Raw genomic sequence first — 21,033 nt, 5'->3', positions numbered from 1 at the left:
TAAGGTTAAGTTTTTAGTTGTTTTATATTGGTTGCAGATCAGTTGCTTCCTTCGGCGATTCCGGCCGCCAGCTCCGACCACCAGCCGCGGTTGATGATATGGACGATATCGAAGATCATCAGTCCGTCGGTGTCGCGGAGCGCCTGCGCCACAGCGCGGGTGAATTGCGCTGCGTCGCCCTCGTACTGCTCGACGTAGATCGAGCCTGTCACGGGAACCACGCCGCAGGTGATTTTCTTCGCCCATTCGGCGCCGCCCTCGATGCAGTACCAGTAATTCTGTTCGTCGGACATTCCCGCTTCGGTACGCTGCCCCACGGCTCCGTTGGCCTTGTCGACTTCGGCTTTGGTAACCAGCGTATAGTAAAGTCCGGTCATATAGATGTCGAGCAGGTCGGCATAACCCGTATTCTTGTACTCGGGCGTCGCCCAATCGAAATAGCGGGCGGGATCGAACTGCTCGCTGGCCCAGTTGACGCCCACGTAATAATAGGTCGGGTACCATGCGCCCGTATAGTCGCCGATCAGCAGCCGGGGATTGATCTCCTTGAGCTGCCTGTGGGCTTCGGTCACGAAGTCCTTGATAACCGATGCGCGCCATTCGATCCACTTGCGGAACAGCGGGCCCTGCGACCAGCTCCACTTGCCGTCGGCATCCTGCGTCCAGCGGAGTATATCACCGGGATAATCGGCGACTTTCGTTCCGGCGTAAGCTTCGAAAAGCTCCTTCGACAGCGGACTGAAATCGGAGGTGATATTGTCGAAACGCACCCGGTCGAAGACGATGCCGTCCACATCGGGATACTTCCCGGCGAACTCCTTCAGAATCGCCAGCTCGTACTCCTGCACTTCGGGATTCGCCGGGTTGAGCATGCCGTTGTAGTTGCTCTTTATTTCGCTGATGGGCACGATTTTACCTTCGGTGTACACCTGCGACTGCCAGTCGGCATGATCGCCGTAGATGATTCCCCGGTCGAAATAGTTGTGACCGCCGGCAAACACGTTGAGCGACCCGTGCACGCGCATGCCCAGCTTGTGCCCCTCCTCGATGAAATAACCCAGCAGATCGTAGTTTTCAGGACGGGTCACACCCTCCCATTCGCCCATGTAAGGCGCTATATCGCTCTTGTAGAGCGTTTCGCCCATGATCGACTTCACGTCGACCACGACATCGGTAAAGCCCATGTCGTGGATTTTGGACACATAGTAACGAATCGAATCGGGATGACTTAAAGTCGCATAATTGGCTTCGCAGTCAAACCACATGTAAAGCGGTTTCGACGGCTGTTTTTCCTGCGCGCAGGAGACGGCAGCAAAGGCTGCCAGCCAGATGAGGAGAAGTTTCTTCATATGATTCTTTATGGATTAGTTCACTTCGGAGATGACGACCGCCGTCGAAATTTTGCGCTCGACGATCACCTCGGCGCTGCCCGTGTCGCTGGGACGGTTGAGCACCTTGCCGTCGCTGCCGACCATGGTCGAAGATCCGCCGCCGTCGAGATTGACCGCATCGACCGCTCCCAGTGCGATCAGCTTGTCGGCCAGCTCCGCCAGCGTAAATCCGGCGCTGCCCCGCATATTGCGCCCGTCGCACACGAGCAGGATCAGTTTGCCGTCCGCTGTGGCGCCGATCGCCGTACGCGGCTGACGCGAAGTCCCGGCGATGCCGCCGCCGTCGAACACCTCTTTCCAATAGTTCTCCACGGCGACGTTCTTCCCCTCCCGGACCAGCATCGGACCGCCTCCGACCGCCTCCTGCGGAGTCCAGAGCGCCGCGCCGGGCGTCTTCGAAGTCGGCGGCGCGGACATATACGTATTCGTACGTTCGTCGTTGTCGAGTGCGGACGGGAAGGCATAAGGCTTGTTGCCGTCGTCGAGCACGCAGTAAATCCAGTGCGTCTCGAACCCTCCGGACGCCATCTGCCCGAACGAAGAACGCACGGGATAAACCGTCTGGTTGTTGCGTGTCACCGTCTGATTCTCGATCGACTTGACGGCACCGCCGGTAACAAGCAGGCTCAACGAATTTCCGGCCCACCAATACCCGGCATTGGTCGTCACACAGGCCGTTCCCCGGTTGGCCGAAGCGAATTCGGCATGAATGCGCGACGGAGTTTTCTGTTGAGGCAGATGCACGGCGTTGAAGCGCAGTTTGGGATTGGCTTTCAGATCGGCCACGGCCACGAATCCGAGGCATTGTTTTCCGCCGCCCAGATCGTCCGCAAACTCGGTTACGGTCAGTCCGGCAGGATAATCGCCCGGTTGAGGGTCGGGATCAGGATCGGGTCCGTCGGGAAATTCATAGTCGGGCGTTTTCGAATCGCTGCCGCACATACAGCACACGGCGCAGACGCAGACAGCAAGCAGAGCGAAGCCAAGAATTTTCAGTTTCATATTTCAGTCAGCATTGAGTTTTGGTTCGGACACCTTTTCTTCGTACATTTTAAAAATTAAGAATTTCGGGCAGGTCGCTTTTGTACGATTTGATTTCACTTTTCAAAACAAAAATAGAAAGGATTCTTCCAATGTGCCTGATAATCCGAAGAGCAAAACAATTTAAAAAAAGACACTTTTTTATTCTCCAAAACATGTCAGCCGAAATATCAAATACAATACATTAAAACACAATGCATTAAATTCGATTATCATTCCACATATTTACAAAGTAAACTTTTTAAATAAAGCGATTATTTATACAATCTGTTTTTTATTTCTTTTCGATTTACTATTTTTGTCAGGCACACTAAATAATGGCAAGGACAATGTTACCTCCTTTTACATCCGCATCCCACGACGGCGATCTGGGTTGTTTTGTACGAAACATCATTCTGAACTCCATTTTTCAGAAAGGGCAATTCATCATTCCCGACATCGCCAGCCAAACCGGCTTCAGCGTCACGACAATAGCCAAGTATGTCTCCGAACTCTATGCGGAGGATATTTTGGAAAAGGGAGACTGTTTGAAGACCAATAAACGGGGACGAAATCCAGTCCTTTATCGGGTGAAATCCGGAACCTACTATTTTTTGGGTGTCGACCTCAAGCCTTTCGAGTTGATAATCGGGCTTATGAACCTTACGGGGGATATGGTTTGCATAGAGCGCATCACAGATTTTCGCTTCGAAAATACACATAATAAACTGGATGAAATATGTACGCATATTTCGCAGTTCATGCTAAAGTTTCAAAGTCAGAACGCCGGCAAAATAGCGGGCGTCAATTTCAATATTGGAGGGCGGGTCAATTCGCATTTAGGAACGAGCGCCACGATTTTCAATTTCGAGGAGACACGCGAAGTGCCGCTGACTCTTTTGCTCAACGAACGTTTGGGCATTCCGGTTTTCATCGAGAACGACACCAAAGCGATGGCTTACGGCGAGTATGTATCCGAAAACAATGCCTCGCAGGAGAATGTGATTTATGTCAATATCGGATGGGGACTGGGACTCTGCATTATCATAAATGGAGAAATATATTATGGAAAGGACGGCTATTCGGGAGAATTCGGACATATCCACATGTATGAAAACAACGTGATGTGTCATTGCGGAAAAAAAGGATGCATTGAAACGGAAATCTCGGGAAGCGCCGTTTGCCGTAAACTCGTAGAAAGAATCTACAATCACGAGGCGTCGGTTCTTTCTAAAAAGGTGTGGAACGGAAACATGATTACGATAAAGGACATTATTGAAGCTGCGAAACTGGAAGACCCGCTTTGCATTGAGTTGGTGACGCAGGCCGGGGGTGAGCTTGGGCATCAGTTGGCCGGATTGATCAACCTTTTGAATCCCGATCGTATCATCATTGGCGGCAGAATGTCAGAAATTGCTCCTTACTACTTTTTACAGCCTGTGAAGCTTGCCGTGCATAAATATTCGCTTCGGCTGATGACCCAACAACTGTCCATCGTTCCTTCGCGGTTAGGGGGCGATGCCGGAGTTATAGGAGCCTGTCTGATCGCACGAAAAAAGATGATATGGAACAAATTGTCGATATGCAAGAGATGAAAATAGTAAATGCCGGGAGGGGGCGAACAAACATGTAAAGCGACGAAGAAAAACGAAAGCGGAGACCGTGACGGCGAAAACTGCGTCAGACGATCTTTTCGACAGTGATGTCCGGATTTGCGCGCAGCAGGTCGATATACCCCTCCTCGCTGGCCTGCCCCTTGGCCCGGATGACGATCGTGGCGCGGTGCACCACTCCGTCGGAAGTGCGCTGGGTCTCGACTTCGTAGGAGATCACCGAATAGTCCTTGCTTTCGAGGCGCTCGAACATCGCGTCGATGAACTCCTTCTTCGAGGCCGAGAAGACGATCATCGTCCGGCGCCGCCCCAGTCCGCCGAAAACCAGCGTCAGCACCTCCAGTCCGAACAGCGTCAGCGCGGTGGCCGCTCCGGCTACGATATACATATGCGCCCCCGCCGCCAGGCCGATGCCCGCCGTGGCCCAGAGGCTCGCCGCGGTGGTCAGCCCCCGCACCAGCTGCCGGTGAATGATGATCGTGCCGGCCCCGATGAAACCGATGCCGCTGACCACCTGCGCCGCGATGCGGCTGGGGTCGAGACGCAGCCCGTCGTGGGTCGCCAGAAAATCCTCGAATCCGTATTGCGAGACAATCATAATCAGCGCGCTGCCCAGCGCCACCAGGAAATGAGTGCGGAAACCCGCATCCTTAACCCGGTATTCCCGGTCGAGGCCGATGATCGTTCCGCAAAGGCCCGCCACACACAACCGCACGATAAAATTCCATTCCATCTCCATAAGCACTCCGGGCTTCGCCCCGCAAAAATCATACATAAAATTCCGGCATTCCTCCGGGAGAGGTCCCCGGCCGCCGCATCCGGCTCCGCAAAACACGACCGCCGGCGCGTTCCGGGTCCATCCAAAAGTACGGGAAAAACCGGGCCGCCGCAAGACCCGGCAAAGCCTCCCGACCTCCCGAAAGCGTCGTTACGACACCAAATATAAGAAAAAATCCCGGATTGCGAAGAATTTTCGGCGGGAAGGTTGCACTGTGGGAAAAATTTCGTACTTTTGCAGGCTATGTTTAACTAATTAACTATTTACGACAATGCCGAAAATGAAAACCAATGCCGCTGCGAAGAAGCGTTTTACCTTCACCGGCACAGGAAAGATCAAGCGCAAACACGCTTATCACAGTCACATCCTGACCAAAAAGACGACGAAACAGAAGCGCAACCTCTGCTATTCGGGAACCGTTTCTGCGGCCGACGAGGCCAAAATCAAGAACCTGCTCGTTAAGTAATTAACCCGCAGCATTTTATTAATCGGGACGAACCAGCCCCAAAGAATGCGGGAGAACCGTATCGCTGGCAGTCCTCCAAAAACTTTACAATATGCCACGTTCAGTAAACGCTGTCGCGTCACGCGCACGTCGAAAGAAAGTTTTGAAACTTGCCAAAGGTAACTTTGGTTCAAGGGGAAACGTTTGGACCGTTGCGAAAAATACGGTCGAGAAGGGTCTGTGCTATGCCTATGCACACCGCGCCCTCAAGAAGCGGACATTCCGTTCGCTGTGGATCACGCGTATCAACGCCGCCGTCCGCGCCCAGGGAATGACCTATTCACAATTTATCGGCAAACTCAACGCCAAGGGAATCGTCCTCAACCGCAAGGTGATGGCCGACCTGGCAATGAACGAGCCGAAGGCATTCGAGGCAATAGTTAAAGCAGTTAAATAGCCCTTCGCGAGAAGGGTTTTAGCGCGGCGGATACCTTGGTATCCGCCTTTTTTTCTCCGGAATTTTTCCAGGAAGCACCTCCAACCTAAAATACAACCGCATGAAACATCTGACCTTGCTCCTGACGACGGCCTCGAGCCGGCTGCACGCATTCAGCGGCACGGAAAGCGACAATAGGGACCTCGGCACCGGCGCACTCAAACTTCACACCGACGGGCGGCAGTTCCGGCTATGGAGCGACAAAGCCCGCATGGGTTTCATCCTCCCTAAACTCGGATTCTAAAAAGACAGAACACATCGTGGAAAGTTGGAAAAAAACATTCGCCGTCATCTGGAGCGGGCAGCTGGCCTCGATCCTCAGCAGCGAGGTCGTGGCCTACTCGATCATCTTCTGGATGAGCCTTGAAACAGGCTCGGCCGAGGTGCTGGCTCTCGCAGCCATCGCCGGGATGCTGCCCCAGTCGCTGCTGGGGCCGCTCGTCGGGGTTTACGTCGACCGCTGGGACCGCAAGCGCACGATGATCCTCGCCGACAGTTTCATCGCCCTCTGCACGCTGGCGCTGACGGCGCTCTTCTGGCTCGGCGCAGCCCGGATGTGGCACATCTACATCCTGCTGGCCTGCCGCTCGGCCGGCTCGGCCTTCCACATACCCGCCATGCAGGCGTCGGTCCCTCTGCTGGCCCCCGCATCGCAGCTCACGCGCATCGCCGGAGTCAACCAGATCATCGCCTCGCTGTCGAGCATCGCGGGTCCGGCCCTCGGAGCGCTGCTGATCAATCTCACCTCGATCGGCAACATCCTGCTGCTGGACGTGGCGGGAGCCGCCATCGCCTGCATCTCGCTGCTGTGCGTCCGGATTCCCAACCCGGCGCGCGACACGACGCGCAAACCCGACCTGTGGCGGGAGTTCCGCGAAGGTTTCTCGGCCATGCATGCCATTCCGGGCATGGGATGGTTTTTCACGCTGGCCATCGTCGTATGGTTCTTCATCATGCCCGTCGGGGTGATGTTCCCGCTGATGACGCTCCAGCACTTCGGCGGAGGCGCTTTCGAAATGAGCCTGATCGAGATCGTCTGGGGCGGCGGGGCGCTCGTCGGAGGCGCCGTCATGGGCGCGCGCACCTACCGGGTCAGCCGCATCGTGCTGGTCAACCTGATGTATCTCGTCGTGGGACTCTCGTTCGCGCTGTCGGGGCTTCTGTCGCCTGCGGGATTCCTCTGGTTCGCCCTCTTCACGGCGGCGGCGGGCATCTCCAGCAGCGTGTTCAACGCCTCGTTCGTCTCCGTGGTCCAGACCCGGATCGAAGCGGGCATGCTGGGACGCGTCATGTCGCTCTACCGCAGTTTCGGGCTGCTGCCGGCGGCCCTCGGACTGCTGGGCACGGGATTCCTGGCCGAGAACGTGGGACTCACCACGACCTTCGTCGTCGCCGGAACGATCATCGTCGCGGTGGGCGCGGCGGGATTCTTCATCCCCTCCGTCATGCGGCTCGACCGCAACCCCTGATCCGCCCACCCGGCACTTGCAAAAAAATGAGGCGCGCATGGAACAACATCCATTCGCGCCTCGCAAGCAAGTCTGAATAAGCCCTTTTATCAATCCTTCGGATAAACGTATCCGTTGTAGCGAATCTTCTGGAAAACCGTATTGGTCGAACTGTCGTACGACCATTCGTAGGTCACCGACGATGCGGGGTACTTGGTCGTATCATACTCCAGAGGGGAGAGGAAACGGCACTCCTGCGTTCCGCTGATGATCTGCATGCCGCGGTAAACGCCATTGGTCAGTTCATAGCCCATCCCCACCGCCTGCGTCATGTCGGACGAATAGAGGGTCGGACCCGAAGCGCCGCCTTCGACCTTGAAATCCTTGCCCGAGCAGAGCGAATAGGCCAGGCTCGAATCCTCGGCACGCAGCGTATAGCGGCCGGTCCAGTTGGAGGACGCATCCACATTATCGAGATGGATACGGAACGACGAGGCTCCGATTATATAGGAATCGGCGCCGTCGAAATAGAGCGTAGTCTCCCCGCCATCGAAATTGAACGCCGACCGCAGACCGGTATTCGTGTAAGCGAACACCTTGAGATCCTGCATCTCGACGGTCCAGGGCGCAGAATAGGAGGATTGGTTCAGCACCTTCGTCCCGTTGGTTTTCACCAGCACGGAACCCGCCATGAAGAAACGGTCGGGCAGCTGGGCTTCGTCGCTGTAAGTGATCAGATAGTCTTCACCCTGCCGTTCGAGTTTCGTATGCGCGCCGAAAAGGGTTTCCCAGACCTTGATCGAGGCGTCGCCCTTTTTGACCACGATCTCCTTCAGGTCTGCGGACAGGACATCCTCGCCCTGCTTATCCGCTTCGGCCAGCAGCATCGCCAGGCGCAAGGCCGCATTGGCCGGCCGCATGGCGAGTTTATCCTGATCCGTCGCCAGCTGATAGATGTACATTCCGGGCTGAACGGGAAGCATCTCCTTCCAGGTATCGTTTTCCTTGATACAGCTCGTGAATGCGAGAGCCGCCAGCGCGATTGTTGCAATAAGTTTATTCATACGGTATGTTTGGTTAATTTATTCATATAAACGCACCCGGCGGCAATATACTGCGCGGATGCCGTAAAAAATTTCCCTTTATCCGATTTCCGTCCGGTATGCCGGCCTGCAGAAACCCGGCAGCGAACCTTTGGCGCGCCGCGTCGGGGTTTCCAGCTCCGGTTCGGGCGTGCGTCGGAGCTGTGCTGCCGCAAAGATAGATTTTTTTTTCGCGTATGCGAAATCTATTTTGCCGTTTCGCCGCAAATTTGTATCTTTATTCCATGATGCTCCGACTGACGACACCCCTTTTTGCCGGACTGCCGTTCAGCCACACGCTGATCGCAGATTTCGCGATCGAACGATTATGAAAACACACAAACCAACCGTATTCATTCTTATGTCACTGCTCTCCATTTTCGGCTGCGGCCGCGCAAAAACCCCCGAATATCCCGCCGACCGGCTCTCCGCCCGCGACGGGACCGAATTCACGATCACCTTTTTCAAGCACGCTTCGCTCGCGATCTCCGTGGGCGGCAAATACATCTACGTCGATCCCGTGAGCGCCAACGCCGACTACGGCGCATTGCCGAAAGCCGACGTCGTGCTGATCACCCACTCGCACTACGACCACCTCGACGTGGCGGCCGTCGAGAAGCTGCTCGCCGCCGACACCGAAATCCTTTGCGACCGGACCTCGGCCGAAGCTTTCGAAATGAACTGCTACACGATGCATCCGGGCAGCGTCGCCACGCCGCGCGACTATGTGAAGGTCGAGGCCGTCGCGGCCTATAACACCACGCCGGGCCATCTGCAATTCCACCCCCGGGAGCGCGAGGACTGCGGCTATGTGCTGACCATCGGCGGCACGCGCATCTACATCGCGGGCGACACGGAACCCACCCCCGAACTGAAGGCGCTCCGAAAGATCGACATCGCCTTTCTGCCCGTGAACCAGCCCTACACGATGACCGTCGACCAGGCCGTCGAAGCGGTGAAGGCACTGAAACCGGCGATCTTCTACCCCTACCACTACGGCGAGGTGGACGAAAAGACCGACATCGACCGTCTGGCCCGCGAGCTGGAGGGCGTGACGGAGGTCCGCATCCGGCCGATGGAATAGCGGGTACGCCACTGCAAAACAAAGAGCGTCCCGCCGGGACGCTCTTTTCACAGCGATCCTCCCGTCCTACCTCCTGCGGGAGAGAACGCGCTCCACGATGAACGAGACGATCAGCCCCAGGCCTCCGAAAACGAGCACCGAACCGCCGTAAACGACGCGGCGCGTGTCATAGGACTGGATTTCGGTTATCCGGGTCAGCATAAAGCCGAAAAGCAGCCCGGCGCCCAGCCCCAGCAGCAAGCAGCCGACTTTCAGCGCCCCGGCCGGGATACCCGGAGCAGTTTCGGACGCAGTCCGTATCGTGGCGCCCGTCCGCAGCCCCATCGGTACCAGTTTCAGGTAATCGATCAGCGAACCGGGTTCGAGTTTCCCGATAATCTCGCGCCGCTCGCGGCGACAGATAAGCAGTTCGAAGAACTTGTAAATTCCCAGCGTGACGATTCCCGTCACCAGCGGGACCATGATAAAATTCATAATCTGTAAAATTAAAAGGTTTCCGATTCTTTTTTTGCGATCTCTGCCCTGTTAGACGCCGAATGTGCAAAAAGGTTACAGACGACGGAAAAACACGGCTCACGTGTAACCTTTTCCGCCGCGGCGCGTCTAACGGAATAACCATGCAAACGGAAGAACAGGAACTGATCCGACGAATCGCGGGCGGAGAGACCCGTCTCTGCGCCCGCTTGGTCGATCGCTACGGAAGGGCGGTTTACACGCTGGCCGCACGAATCGCCGGATGCACGGAGGACGCCGAAGAGCTGACGCAGGACATTTTTCTGAAGGCCTTCTCCAGTCTGGACCGGTCCGGCAAGTTCCGCCCCCGGAACTGCCCGCAGGCTTCACCCCGCGGCTGATGGAACGGATGCGGCGTGAGACCCTGCGGCGCGAACGACGCGAAACGTGGCTGCTGACGGCCGGGGGCGCCGGCTGCTTCGCGACGCTGATCGCCGCCTGCGTGACGGCGCTGTGGCCGGACTTCAGGCTGCGAATCACCGACTTCGCCCTTCCCCGCCCCGAACTGCCGCACTTCACGCTGCCGCACCTCACGCTGTCGGAAGAGGACAAATGGCTGGTTGCAATGTGTGTCTGCATCGCGCTGGTCTTTCTCGCACTGCTGCTCGCCGACCTCGTGATCCGCCGCCGCATCGCCTCCTCCCGGAACTGAAAAACGGGGAAACCTCCCGAAGAGGCTCCCCCGTTTCCGATAACAAACCCGCCGAAGCTATTTCTTCGCAGGGGCTTTCTTGGGTTCGGCCTTCACCTTGATCGTGGCGAACCCCTTGACGATGTTCTCGTCGTTGTTCTTCGAAGCGTCGTAAATCACGGTGACCTCCTTCTTCGGCAGGTCCACCTTCACGTCCTTGATGCCCTTGCCGAGCGACGGAACGTTGTTCATAATCTTCTTCACGCAGTGTTCGCAGTCGATGTCCGTAACGAACACCGTCGTCACCTCTTTCTTCTGCGCCGGTTTGCCGGCCGCAGCGCACATGCCGAGGCCCATCACCAGAGCCAGGCAAATCATCAGAATCTTTTTCATCTTGCTGTTATTTTAAGGTTTCGAAAATTTCATTATCCTGTTTCCGGGCCTCCCCTTTCAAAGGGAGGTTCGGAGGGATTGTCTGCACGGTTCCATACCGGTCTTCAAAACAGTCCTAATAGAGATTAAACCGTAAACCGACATAGAACTTGCGGCCCATGAGCGGTCCCCAGACGTTCATCGAGTTGAACTTGTAGTCGTAGGGGTCCTGCGCATTGAGAATCGGGTCCTTCTGGCGGTAGTCGGCGATATTCTCGCACCCGGCGTAAATGTCGAACTTGCCCACCTTGCGGCTCACCTGCGCGAAGAACATCGGATAACGGGGCGAATAGTAGCTGTCGTCGAGGTCGCCCGTCTGCGTCGGGATGCGTGCCGGACCGTTGAGCTGCGCCGTGGCGTCGAACACCCAGCGGCGGAACTTCGTGGCATACTGAATGTTGAGCAGCGTCTTGTACTGGCTCACCAGCGGACGCTCCACGCGGGCCGTACCGCCGTCGGCGCGCCTGATCGTCATTTCGCTGTCCGTATAGCGGAACGTGGCGAAGATGTCGAGCCGCTCGACCGGCGACCACGAGAAGTCGATCTGGTAGGTGTCGCTGTACGAACGTCCGTCGGTGTCGTAGAAAACGATCCGGTCGGCATACATCTCCTGATCGGCCACGACCGAGTTGTAGAACTGCGTGCGGAAATAGTCGAAGCTCAGCGTCGCATCGCCGGGGTTCACCAGTCCGAAAGTCTGCGTAAGGCTTCCGCCGACGGTCAGGGCCTTCTCCATACGGTCGAATTTCCGGAAATCGAACTTCCCCGATTCATTGTCGAGGAACGTGATCGCCCGGCCCGTGGCCAGGACGCCGATATTGTCGGTGATGACGTTCGTCGAACGGTAACCCAGACCGCCCGAGGCGCGGAGCGTCGTCGAGGGGGTGATGTTCCACTTCAGATGGCCGCGGGGCGTGAGGAAAAAGCGGTCGTAATAGTGATTGTAGTCGCCGCGAAGTCCGGCCACGATCGAGAACTTGTCCTTGATGGCGTAGGTATACTCGGCATAGGCTCCGGCCTCGCGCTCGTTGCGGTCGAAATCGTAGTTGCGGACGCTGTTGGCGGCGATCCACGGCGTGGGATTGAGGAGCTTCTCGCGGTAGTAGTCCAAATGCCCCTGCACGCCGACGATCAGCGACGAACGGTAGGTGAAATAGTGGTTGTACATCAGATTCAGCGCCAGCGAATTCTGGTTGCCCGTGTAGTCGTTCAGCCCGAAATAGGCGTCTTCGCTGAAGTGGTCGAAGTCGGCGACGAACGCCAGGTTCGAGCGCATCTCGTCCTGTTCGTCGGGGTCGTAGACCGCCGGACCGACCGGCATACCGACTTTAAAATAGCCGTTGGCGTTGCGGTTGCGGATGTGCGAACCGTAGAGCGGCATCTTCTTGTCGCCGGCCCGCCAGTCCCAGTCCTTCTCCATCGCCTCGCGCATGGTCCGGGTGTTCTTGTAGTCGAGCATGCCGCCCAGACGATTCTCCTGCACGAACTTCCAGCCCCAGCGCACCTGCGTGCCGTTGTCGGCGGCATAGAGCCACTTGTTGGCCACGTTGATCTGGTCGGATTTCGGCAGGTCGCGGAAGCCGTCGTGGTTGTGGTCCATCTTCCGGGCGTCGGTGTCCATCGAACCGTGAAGCAGAATGACGCTCGACAGTTTCTTGTCCTTCGTCACGGGAAAGGCCGTCGAAACATTGGCCTCGGGGCGCAGTTCGTCGTCGAGGTAGAGGTTCACGAACAGCCGCTCGTCGTCCGTCGGCTTGCGGTGTTCGAGGTTGATCTGCCCCGTGATGGCCTCATGGCCCGCCGTGACCGAAGCCACGCCCTTCGACACCTGGATCGAGTTGAGCCACATGCCGGGCGTGTAACTCAATCCGTAGGGAGCGCTCAGGCCGCGCATGATCGGGCGGTTCTCGTCGAGAATCTGCGTATAGGTTCCGGCCAGCCCCAGCATCTTGATCTGCCGGGCGCCGGAAATGGCGTCGCTGTAACCGACGGTCACCGAAGCCGAATTCTCGAACGACTCGGCCAGGTTGCAGCAGGCCATCTTGCAAAGACCCGCAAAGGAGATCATCTCGCCCTTGACGATGCCGTCGCGCTTGACGAAGTTGCCGCTTAAATTGCCCTCGACGACGACGCCTTCCAGCGCCACGCCCTCCGAACGGAGCGCGAACGCGACCTTGTCGACGCCGTTTTTCACGTCCAGCGTGTCGTTGACGAAGCCCAGATACGAGGCCACGAGCTTGTCGTAGCCCTTTACGCGGTGAAGGAGGAACGCACCCTGGGCGTCGGTGCTGGCTCCGATGGTCGTACCGGCCCAGTAGACCGAGGCGCCGACAAGCGGTTGATTCTCGGCATCGCGGACCACGCCCCGCAAATCCTGCGCACGGAGCGAACCGCACGCGGCGAGGGCGAAAAATGAAAATACAGTGATTTTGAAAAATTTCATGGAAATTCCGTTATTGGTTAAAACTGATTACGGACCGGCGTACACGACACCGGTCCCGAAGGAGTCTTAAACCAATACGGGAGGAGCGCGGAAGCCGACGGAGCATGCCGAGGCTTCCCGGACGAAAGGCGTTCGCCTCTCGGCGACCTTCTCGCGCAGAAAGGGAACATGCGCGGGACACGGGCACTCTGCGGCGAGCGCAGGCGGCAGGTCGAGGACGATGCAGCGGGTATACCGCTCGTTGTTGTCGAAAGACGAGGAAACGTAGAGTTCGATTTCGGTCGAATGGTGGTTGCCGCAGCAGGGTGCGCGCATCTCACCGCCGGCCGCAGCCGGAAGGTCCGCCACATGGAGGCAATGGCAGCAGCACGCATGCTCCGTGCGGGCCTTCATTGCCACGCACTTGCACGTCAGCGACGCCAAAGCCGTCCCCGCCGTCGCAAAAAGATAGACGGCGAGCAGCAGCAGCGATATGGACCTTTTCAATTTCATCTACTCTTCCACGATTCCGCATTCGGCGAGGCTCGCGATCCACCGCCCGGCATCCTTCCGGGCCGTGTCGGCGTCGACCTCGTAACGTTCGGTGAGCAGCAGCGCGGCATCCGCAGCCGTAAACTCGCGTCCCCGCAGCTTCTCCCACAGATACATCGACGAAGGATTGAGCGACACGATGCGTGTCATATCGGCGGCGCCTCCGCGCCCCGGCATCACGATCACGTGCTCGCCGGCCATCTCCCGGACTTTGAATTCTTCGCGTATCTTCATCTGTCGAACGTTCTGATCTTCGCAAAAGTATAAAAAAATCTCCAAACCGCCTAATTTTTTTACAAAACGGCTTGCAAACGGCTTTTGCCCCGTCCCTTCTTTTTTATACCTTTGTGTTATGAAACCCGCACCGGACAGGATATACGACACGCTGAAACGCTACTGGGGCTTCACGGAGTTCCGTCCCGTGCAGCTGGAGATCATCCGCTCCGTCCTGGAGGGCCGCGACACGCTGGCGCTGATGCCCACGGGCGGCGGGAAATCGCTCACGTATCAGGTTCCGACCCTCGCCCGCGAGGGGCTGTGCATCGTCGTCACGCCGCTCATCGCCCTGATGAAGGACCAGGTCGACCGGCTCCGGGCGCGGGCCGTCCCGGCCGTTGCGATCCATTCGGGCCTTTCGCCGCGGCAGATCGACATCGCGCTGGACAACTGCGCCTACGGCGACGTGAAATTCCTTTACGTGGCCCCCGAGCGGCTGGCGACCGAGGCGTTCCGCCTGCGCGTCGTGCGCATGAACGTACAGCTGATCGCCGTCGACGAGGCCCACTGCATCTCGCAGTGGGGCTACGACTTCCGGCCCTCGTACCTGCGCATCGCCGAGCTGCGCGAAAAACTCCCCGGCGTCCCCGTGCTGGCGCTCACCGCCTCGGCCACGAAAACAGTGGCCGACGACATCATGCGCCACCTGAAATTCCCCGAACCGCACATTCTGCGCAGCAGTTTCGCGCGCCCCAACCTCTCGTACAGCGTCCGCCGCACCGACGACAAGAACGGACAGCTGCTGCGGCTGGTCCGCAACGTCCCCGGCACGGGCATCGTCTACGTCCGCACGCGGGAGGGCACCGAGCAAATCGCCGACCTCCTGCGTCAGGAGGGCACGACGGCCGCCGCCTACCACGGCGGACTGGGACACGCCGAGCGGTCGCTGCGGCAGGAGGAGTGGCTCTCGGGCAAGACGCGCGTGATGGTGGCCACCAACGCCTTCGGCATGGGCATCGACAAAGCGGACGTGCGGTTCGTGGTCCACTATGCGATGTGCGACTCGCTCGAAAGCTACTACCAGGAGGCCGGCCGCGCGGGCCGCGACTCACAGCGTGCCTATGCCCTGCTGCTCGTGGCCTCGGACGACAGCGACCGCATCGCACGGCGTTTCGAGCAGGAGTTCCCTCCGCTGGAGAAGATCAAGGAGATCTACGAACGGATCTGTTCCTACCTGCAAATCGGCATCGGCGACGGCGGCGAAGCGTCGTTCCTGTTCAACATACACGACTTCTGCGCCCGCGAGCGCCTCTATTCGGGAACCGTCACGAGCGCCCTGAAACTGCTCCAGCAGAACGGCTACATGACCCTCACCGACGCACAGGAGAACCCCGCGCGGGTGATGTTCTGCGTCAGCCGCGACGAGCTGTACAAACTCCGCGTGCAGCGCGACGAACTCGACCACTTCATCCGCACCCTGCTGCGGCTCTACAACGGCGTCTTCACCGAGTTCCGCCCCATCGACGAGGGCGAACTGGCCACCTGGAGCGGCTACACCGTCCAGCGGGTCAAGGAGCTGCTCAAACGGCTCTGGCAGCTGCGCGTGATCCGCTACATCCCCTCGAACCGCTCGCCCATCCTCTTTATGAACGAGGAACGCCTTCCGCGCGCCGACCTCTACATAGCCCCCGAGACCTATAAGCGGCGGCAGGAGCTGATGCGCGAACGCTTCGAACAGATGATCGCCTACGCCGCCAACGAGCAGGAGTGCCGCAGCGCCGTGCTGGAGCGGTATTTCGGCGAGGAAAACCCCGCGCCGTGCGGGGTCTGCGACATCTGCCTGGCCCGCAAACGGGCCGCGAAAGCCGCCGCCCGGGAGGCCGGAACCGCTCCCGGAACCGCTCTCCCCGAAGCGGCAGGCGATGCGCCCGGCTCCGAAAGCGCCCTGCGCGAAAAACTCCTGGCGCGCCTCGCCCGGTCCCCGGCCGACCCGCACCGGCTCGCCGCCGAACTGGCCTGCCCGCCCGAACGGCTGGCCGAAGCAGTGCGCGAACTGCTCGGGAAAGGGGCGGTCCGGACCTTCGCAGACGGACGCATCGCGCTTTTCAGCGGTCCCGACGGCCCGGACAAGGCAAAATAGCGCGCCGAAGAGCCGCTTTTCTGAAAATAAATGCATAAATTTGTGGGAATTTTCACCGCATGACCACAGTTAACAACTTCATTGATAAAATCAGCAACGAGCAGACCGCCCTGCTCCCGGCCGTAGAGTTCCGGGGGGAGATCCGCATCGTCGAACACGAACGCGACATCGCCGCGGCCTGCAAAACGCTCGCCGAGCAGCCCGTCATCGGCTTCGACACCGAGACGCGCCCCTCGTTCCGCCCGGGCGTCACGTTCCGCGTATCGCTGCTGCAACTCTCCACGCCGACAGTCTGCTACCTGTTCCGGCTCAACAAGATTCCGCTGGCCAAGCCCATCCTGCAACTGCTCGAAGACAGGCGGATTCTCAAAATCGGCGCCGACGTGGCGGGCGACCTGCGCTCGCTGCGCCAGATCCGCCACTTCCGCGACGGGGGCTTCGTCGACTTGCAGGGCATCGCCCCCGAGTGGGGCATCGGGGAGAAGAGCCTGCGCAAGCTCTCGGCCATCGTGCTGGGCCGGCGCGTCTCGAAAGCCCAGCGGCTGAGCAACTGGGAAGCCGCGACCCTCACGGACAAACAGCAGCTCTATGCCGCGACCGACGCATGGGTCTGCACCCGCATTTACGAACAGCTGCTCCGCACACCGAAAAAACCGATCCGCAAATGATACCGCAAATTTACCTGCGCAAAGGCAAGGAGGAATCGCTTCTGCGCCGCCACCCGTGGATTTTCTCGGGCGCCATCGATCACATCAAAGCCGAGGAGGAGTCCGATTTCGCCGAAGGGGCGCTCGTCGAGGTCTACACCCGACAGGGCGAATTCATGGCCTTGGGCCACTACCAGGTGGGGTCGATCGCCGTGCGCGTGCTCACGTTCGAGCGCGAGGAGATCGACCAGGCGTGGTGGAACCTCCGGATCGCCGTCGCCTACGACGTGCGCCGCACGCTCGACCTCACGGACAACCCCGCGACGACCTGTTATCGCCTGGTCCACGGCGAGGGCGACTCGCTGCCGGGCCTCGTCGTCGACATCTACGGCCCGGTCGCCGTCATCCAGTGCCACTCGGCGGGCATGTACCACGCGCGGATGCAGATCGCCGAGGCGCTGCGCACGGTCTACGGCGCACGCCTCACGGCCATCTACGACAAATCGTCGCAGACGCTCCCCTTCAAGGCCGCCCTCGGAGCCGTCGACGGCTACCTGTGGGGAACCTCGGACCATGCGTCGCACATCGTTCTGGAAAACGGCGAGCGGTTCTGCGTCAACTGGGAAAAGGGGCAGAAAACGGGCTTCTTCCTCGACCAGCGCGAAAACCGCCAGCTGGTCAAACGCTACGCCAAGGGCCGCACCGTGCTCAACACCTTCTGCTACACGGGCGGGTTCTCGGTCTACGCCCTCTCGGGCGGCGCCGGGGAAGTCTGCTCGGTGGACTCTTCCGAGCGCGCCGTGGCGCTGGCCACGGAGAACATGCAGCTCAACTTCGGCGACAATGCGGCCCACTCGGAGGTAGCCGCCGACGCGGTGGACTACCTGAAGGACATCGGCGACAAATACGACCTGATCATCCTCGACCCGCCGGCCTTCGCCAAGCACCACAAGGTGCTGGGCAACGCCATGCAGGGCTACAAGCGGCTCAACGCCCGGGCCTTGTCGCAGATCCGCCCCGGGGGCATCCTCTTCACGTTCTCCTGCTCGCAGGCCGTCACGAAAGAGCTGTTCCGCACGACGGTCTTTTCCGCCGCCGCCATCGCAGGCCGCAAGGTGCGCATCCTGCACCAGCTGACCCAGCCCGCCGACCACCCAATCAACATCTACCATCCCGAAGGCGAATACCTCAAGGGACTGGTGCTTTATGTAGAATAAGCCATGAAAAAACTGCTGACCACCGCCCTGCTTGCGCTCACCGCGGCCCTGACGGCCGGAGCGCAGAGCCGCACCGAAGTCTACACCTTCCCGAGCGAGGTCCTCGGGGCCGAAAAGAGCTGCACGGTCTACCTGCCCGACGGCTACGACCGCTCGCAGGAGTCCTACCCCGTGCTCTACCTGCTGCACGGCGCCAGCGGCTGCCACACCGACTGGACACAGAAAGGCGACCTGCGCCGCATCGCCGACGAAGCCATCGCCGCAGGCATGGCCCGACCGATGATCGTCGTCATGCCCGACGCCTCGGGCGAAGGCCCGAAACGCACGGGCAGACACATGGGCTATTTCGACGTTCCGGGCTGGGACTACGAACGGTTCTTCTTCGAAGAGTTCATGCCCGCCGTCGAAAAACGCTACCGCATCGCCTCCGACAAGGCGCACCGCGCCGTTGCGGGGCTGTCGATGGGCGGCGGCGGCACGGCGGTCTACGCCCTGCGCCACCCCGAACTGTTCGGCTCGGCCTGTTCGATGAGCGGCCTGCTGGACATGTTCCCCGGCCGCCGCAGCTACGACAACGCCTTCCAGCAATCCGTCGCCGACAACTCGCCCGTGGCCCTGCTGCGCGGAATGACCGCCGAACAGCTCGACGGCGTGCGCTCGGTCCGCTGGTGGGTCGACTGCGGCGACGACGATTTCCTCTGGAAATGCAACGTCGATTTCTACACGCTCATGCGCGAGCGCGACATTCCCCTGCAATACCGCATGCGCGACGGCGGCCACACCTGGCGCTACTGGCAGACGGTGCTGCCCGACGCGCTGACATTCGTTTCGAACGGATTCGGCAAATGACGACACAAAAAAATGGCTTCCTACGGAATCCCTTTTTCGTTTCAGCGGTACAACACCGCCGCCAATGCCGCCGGATCGCCCGGCAGTCCGGGCCAGGCTGCGGAAAGTGCGGCCGCAAGCGCTCCGGCATCGGCATTCTCCGCGACGAGGGATTTCAGTTTTTCGAGATAAGCGATCTGGAACTCCACCTCGGCCGGTGTTGCGGGTGCGCCGTGCCCTCCCACGAAGAGCGTGCAGCCCGACGCCGCAGCGGCTTTCAGCGCCGCAAGCTGCGCATCGACCGCCTCCGGTCCCGTGATTTGAAGCGGGGATAAGTGGGCCTTCGCCGGAGCGAAATGCGTGTAGCAAACCCGGCCGCCGATCACCACGCTCGAAGCCGGAAAATCGGACGATGCACCCCGTGAAAAATCGAAAGCAACTCCGGCCCATATCCGGCGGCCCTCGGCCGGCACTTCTTCGTGCCCCGCGTGTTCACGCAGGTCTATCGCATCGCCGAACGCCGCTTTGAAGCCTTCGAGCATGCCGCCGTAAACGGCCCCCTTCGCAAATTCGGACATTCCCTCGACCAGCACGACCTGACCGGGCGCATAATCGGCCACGCCGCCCACATGATAGTCGGCCACGACCTTCACGACGGGTTTTCCCAGTCCTTTCAGGTATCCGGCAAACTCTTTCAGGTTCTCTTTGAAGAGGGGCATTTCCAGTATCACCAGTCCATCGCGGCCTTCGACGACGGTCGTCGCATCGCCCAACGCATCCTGCGTCAGGTAGACATGAAGCCGAAACCCGTCCATGTCATACGTCTTCACCTCACCTTTCAGCAGCGCCGCAGCGCCCTGCGCTCCGAACACGCCGCTGCCTGCCAGGAGCGACACGATCCATAAAATCTTTTTCATCGCATTAACAATTTAGAAATGAATATTAGTTACTTTCAGTAATATGATTACTATTATTTACCGCAAAGGTAAAGCAACGGTTGCGGATATGCAAGAAGGCACCTGCCGATCAGTAGGTTACCTTCGTGTAACGAATATTCGGAATGAGGCGATTAAATCGGTGAAAAAATTGAAAAAAATTTCGAAGGCCGCGAGTCCTGCGGCCGCAGTTTCCGGCACGGAATCGAAAAAGCCCCTCAGGGAGGGGCCTTTCCATATTCATCTATTTCACCTTCTCGAAGACGTAGACTTCGTGCACCTCGCCGTCGTAGCCCGGATAGAAGCCCCGCGGCATGCCCAGCACGATCCGCGCCCCGCGATTGGCCAGCACCAGCAGATCGTCCGTCGCAGGATCGACGGCCAGCCCTTCGATTTCGCCCGGACGGCGGAAATCTGCCATCGAGCGGAACGGAAGCACCGTAGCATACGATTTTCCGTCGCGCAAATCCGCAACGTAGAGGTTGTCCGGTTCATCGAGGTCGGCGTCCCCGTCGTCCGCAGAGATCAGCATGCGTCCGCCGACCATGAAAATCCCCTGCTGCCACTGGGGCACGGGACGCAGGTGGACCTTGCGGACATACCGCCCCGTTTTCCGGTTGTAGCCGTAGACGTAGCGTCCGTCGACCCAGTCGGCCATCCAGACCATGTCGCCGTCGCGGTCCACCGCCAGCCCGCACACCTCGACCTGCCCCGACGAGGGTTCCCAGTCGATCGAGCGTTTCCATTTCAACGTGTTGGCGTCGTAGACCGCCACCTGGATATTCTCCCCGCGGCCGTCGTCGAAGGTTTCGATCCCGGCGTAAATCTCCCCGTCCCACACGTCGATGTCGCCGATGTGGTTGGCAGCCAGCGGCAGCCCCTCGAACGGCCGCTCGTTTTTGGCCGCCAGCCGCCCCTGCTTGTCGTATTTATAGAGCGCCGTGCTGCCCGACACATAGTAAAAATTCGAATCGGCGGCGACACCCTGCCGTCCCTCGACGGGAATCACGCGTTTCAGCCGGTACTCCGACCCCAAATTCTGCGCCCCGAGCGGCATTCCGGCCGCCAGCAGCGACGCCAGCATCAAAATTCGTTTCATAACGGTATCGTTTTATGCGGCCTCCGGCAAAAACGGGGCCGGAG

23 protein-coding genes are annotated in these 21,033 nt (G+C 59.2%); 12 read left to right on the top strand and 11 right to left on the bottom strand.

What is annotated here, in order from left to right; all coding sequences use genetic code 11:
* Nucleotides 1-38: 38 nt before the first annotated feature.
* A complete protein-coding gene (locus NQ492_RS12650; protein ID WP_015546783.1) occupies nt 39-1,349 on the bottom strand; it encodes an alpha amylase family protein in 1,311 nt (436 codons plus the stop codon).
* A 15-nt stretch (nt 1,350-1,364) separates the two neighbouring features.
* Nucleotides 1,365-2,393, bottom strand: coding sequence for a phosphodiester glycosidase family protein (locus NQ492_RS12645; RefSeq protein WP_015546782.1), 1,029 nt, complete (start codon nt 2,391-2,393; stop codon nt 1,365-1,367).
* A 368-nt stretch (nt 2,394-2,761) separates the two neighbouring features.
* On the opposite strand from NQ492_RS12645, the gene NQ492_RS12640 reads away from it, so the two are divergent.
* A complete protein-coding gene (locus tag NQ492_RS12640) occupies nt 2,762-4,006 on the top strand; it encodes an ROK family protein (protein WP_015546781.1) in 1,245 nt (414 codons plus the stop codon).
* A gap of 85 nt (nt 4,007-4,091) precedes the next feature.
* On the opposite strand, the gene NQ492_RS12635 is transcribed toward NQ492_RS12640, so the two are convergent.
* Nucleotides 4,092-4,763, bottom strand: coding sequence for an MgtC/SapB family protein (locus tag NQ492_RS12635; protein ID WP_022061187.1), 672 nt, complete (start codon nt 4,761-4,763; stop codon nt 4,092-4,094).
* 310 nt (nt 4,764-5,073) lie between these two features.
* Between NQ492_RS12635 and rpmI the strand changes: the two genes are divergently transcribed.
* The 4 genes from rpmI (at nt 5,074) to NQ492_RS12615 (ending at nt 7,212) form a co-directional block, all read left to right on the top strand.
* Nucleotides 5,074-5,268, top strand: a complete 195-nt coding sequence (rpmI, locus tag NQ492_RS12630; RefSeq protein WP_009598828.1) for a 50S ribosomal protein L35 — start codon at nt 5,074-5,076, stop codon at nt 5,266-5,268.
* Nucleotides 5,269-5,359: 91 nt separating this feature from the next.
* A complete protein-coding gene (gene rplT / locus NQ492_RS12625; protein ID WP_010265672.1) occupies nt 5,360-5,704 on the top strand; it encodes a 50S ribosomal protein L20 in 345 nt (114 codons plus the stop codon).
* 100 nt (nt 5,705-5,804) lie between these two features.
* Nucleotides 5,805-5,987, top strand: coding sequence for a hypothetical protein (locus NQ492_RS12620; RefSeq protein ID WP_015546779.1), 183 nt, complete (start codon nt 5,805-5,807; stop codon nt 5,985-5,987).
* Nucleotides 5,988-6,003: 16 nt separating this feature from the next.
* Nucleotides 6,004-7,212, top strand: coding sequence for an MFS transporter (locus tag NQ492_RS12615; protein ID WP_022061186.1), 1,209 nt, complete (start codon nt 6,004-6,006; stop codon nt 7,210-7,212).
* Nucleotides 7,213-7,301: 89 nt separating this feature from the next.
* Here NQ492_RS12615 and NQ492_RS12610 read toward each other — a convergent pair whose 3' ends face one another.
* Nucleotides 7,302-8,255: a hypothetical protein gene (locus NQ492_RS12610; protein WP_015546778.1), complete on the bottom strand. Its 954-nt coding sequence runs from the start codon at nt 8,253-8,255 to the stop codon at nt 7,302-7,304.
* Nucleotides 8,256-8,634: 379 nt separating this feature from the next.
* On the opposite strand from NQ492_RS12610, the gene NQ492_RS12605 reads away from it, so the two are divergent.
* Nucleotides 8,635-9,357 (top strand): MBL fold metallo-hydrolase, encoded by a 723-nt coding sequence (locus NQ492_RS12605; protein ID WP_015546777.1) that lies wholly within the window; start codon nt 8,635-8,637, stop codon nt 9,355-9,357.
* 66 nt (nt 9,358-9,423) lie between these two features.
* On the opposite strand, the gene NQ492_RS12600 is transcribed toward NQ492_RS12605, so the two are convergent.
* Nucleotides 9,424-9,831, bottom strand: a complete 408-nt coding sequence (locus NQ492_RS12600; protein WP_015546776.1) for a DUF6249 domain-containing protein — start codon at nt 9,829-9,831, stop codon at nt 9,424-9,426.
* A 143-nt stretch (nt 9,832-9,974) separates the two neighbouring features.
* On the opposite strand from NQ492_RS12600, the gene NQ492_RS12595 reads away from it, so the two are divergent.
* The gene (locus tag NQ492_RS12595) at nt 9,975-10,211 is read left to right on the top strand and encodes an RNA polymerase sigma factor (RefSeq protein ID WP_044054194.1); all 237 of its coding nucleotides are present in this window, start codon (nt 9,975-9,977) and stop codon (nt 10,209-10,211) included.
* Nucleotides 10,211-10,522: a hypothetical protein gene (locus NQ492_RS12590; protein ID WP_015546774.1), complete on the top strand. Its 312-nt coding sequence runs from the start codon at nt 10,211-10,213 to the stop codon at nt 10,520-10,522. Before NQ492_RS12595 ends, NQ492_RS12590 begins: the two co-directional genes overlap by 1 nt.
* Before the next feature lie 57 nt (nt 10,523-10,579).
* Here the strand turns inward: NQ492_RS12590 and NQ492_RS12585 are convergent, their stop codons facing one another.
* The 4 genes from NQ492_RS12585 to NQ492_RS12570 form a co-directional block, all read right to left on the bottom strand.
* Nucleotides 10,580-10,894 carry a heavy-metal-associated domain-containing protein gene (locus NQ492_RS12585; RefSeq protein ID WP_022061180.1) on the bottom strand — a complete coding sequence of 105 codons (315 nt, stop codon included), beginning with the start codon at nt 10,892-10,894 and terminating at the stop codon, nt 10,580-10,582.
* Nucleotides 10,895-11,009: 115 nt separating this feature from the next.
* Nucleotides 11,010-13,376: a TonB-dependent receptor gene (locus NQ492_RS12580; RefSeq protein WP_015546772.1), complete on the bottom strand. Its 2,367-nt coding sequence runs from the start codon at nt 13,374-13,376 to the stop codon at nt 11,010-11,012.
* Nucleotides 13,377-13,442: 66 nt separating this feature from the next.
* The gene (locus NQ492_RS12575) at nt 13,443-13,868 is read right to left on the bottom strand and encodes a hypothetical protein (protein ID WP_015546771.1); all 426 of its coding nucleotides are present in this window, start codon (nt 13,866-13,868) and stop codon (nt 13,443-13,445) included.
* A complete protein-coding gene (locus tag NQ492_RS12570; protein ID WP_015546770.1) occupies nt 13,869-14,141 on the bottom strand; it encodes a PqqD family protein in 273 nt (90 codons plus the stop codon).
* A gap of 118 nt (nt 14,142-14,259) precedes the next feature.
* Between NQ492_RS12570 and NQ492_RS12565 the strand changes: the two genes are divergently transcribed.
* From NQ492_RS12565 to NQ492_RS12550, 4 genes are read left to right on the top strand one after another with little or no spacing between them, the layout of a single operon-like run.
* On the top strand, nt 14,260-16,263 hold the full coding sequence (locus tag NQ492_RS12565) for a RecQ family ATP-dependent DNA helicase (protein WP_168949936.1): 2,004 nt from the start codon (nt 14,260-14,262) through the stop codon (nt 16,261-16,263).
* A 59-nt stretch (nt 16,264-16,322) separates the two neighbouring features.
* Complete coding sequence (locus tag NQ492_RS12560; protein WP_015546769.1) at nt 16,323-16,931, top strand: 3'-5' exonuclease; 609 nt, start codon at nt 16,323-16,325, stop codon at nt 16,929-16,931.
* A complete protein-coding gene (locus NQ492_RS12555) occupies nt 16,928-18,127 on the top strand; it encodes a class I SAM-dependent rRNA methyltransferase (protein ID WP_015546768.1) in 1,200 nt (399 codons plus the stop codon). The genes NQ492_RS12560 and NQ492_RS12555 overlap by 4 nt, the downstream gene beginning before the upstream one ends.
* A gap of 3 nt (nt 18,128-18,130) precedes the next feature.
* Nucleotides 18,131-18,976 (top strand): alpha/beta hydrolase, encoded by an 846-nt coding sequence (locus tag NQ492_RS12550; RefSeq protein ID WP_015546767.1) that lies wholly within the window; start codon nt 18,131-18,133, stop codon nt 18,974-18,976.
* 41 nt (nt 18,977-19,017) lie between these two features.
* Here NQ492_RS12550 and NQ492_RS12545 read toward each other — a convergent pair whose 3' ends face one another.
* Together NQ492_RS12545 and NQ492_RS12540 are read right to left on the bottom strand one after the other, a co-directional pair.
* On the bottom strand, nt 19,018-19,872 hold the full coding sequence (locus NQ492_RS12545) for a hypothetical protein (protein WP_015546766.1): 855 nt from the start codon (nt 19,870-19,872) through the stop codon (nt 19,018-19,020).
* A 262-nt stretch (nt 19,873-20,134) separates the two neighbouring features.
* Nucleotides 20,135-20,989, bottom strand: coding sequence for a YncE family protein (locus NQ492_RS12540; RefSeq protein WP_015546765.1), 855 nt, complete (start codon nt 20,987-20,989; stop codon nt 20,135-20,137).
* Between the last annotated feature and the right edge of the window lie 44 nt (nt 20,990-21,033).

It is taken from the genome of Alistipes shahii WAL 8301 (assembly GCF_025145845.1).
GTDB classification, from domain to species: Bacteria; Bacteroidota; Bacteroidia; order Bacteroidales; family Rikenellaceae; genus Alistipes; species Alistipes shahii.
The sequence above is the reverse complement of the archived record's forward strand: the minus strand, read 5'-3'. Positions and strand labels throughout refer to the sequence as shown.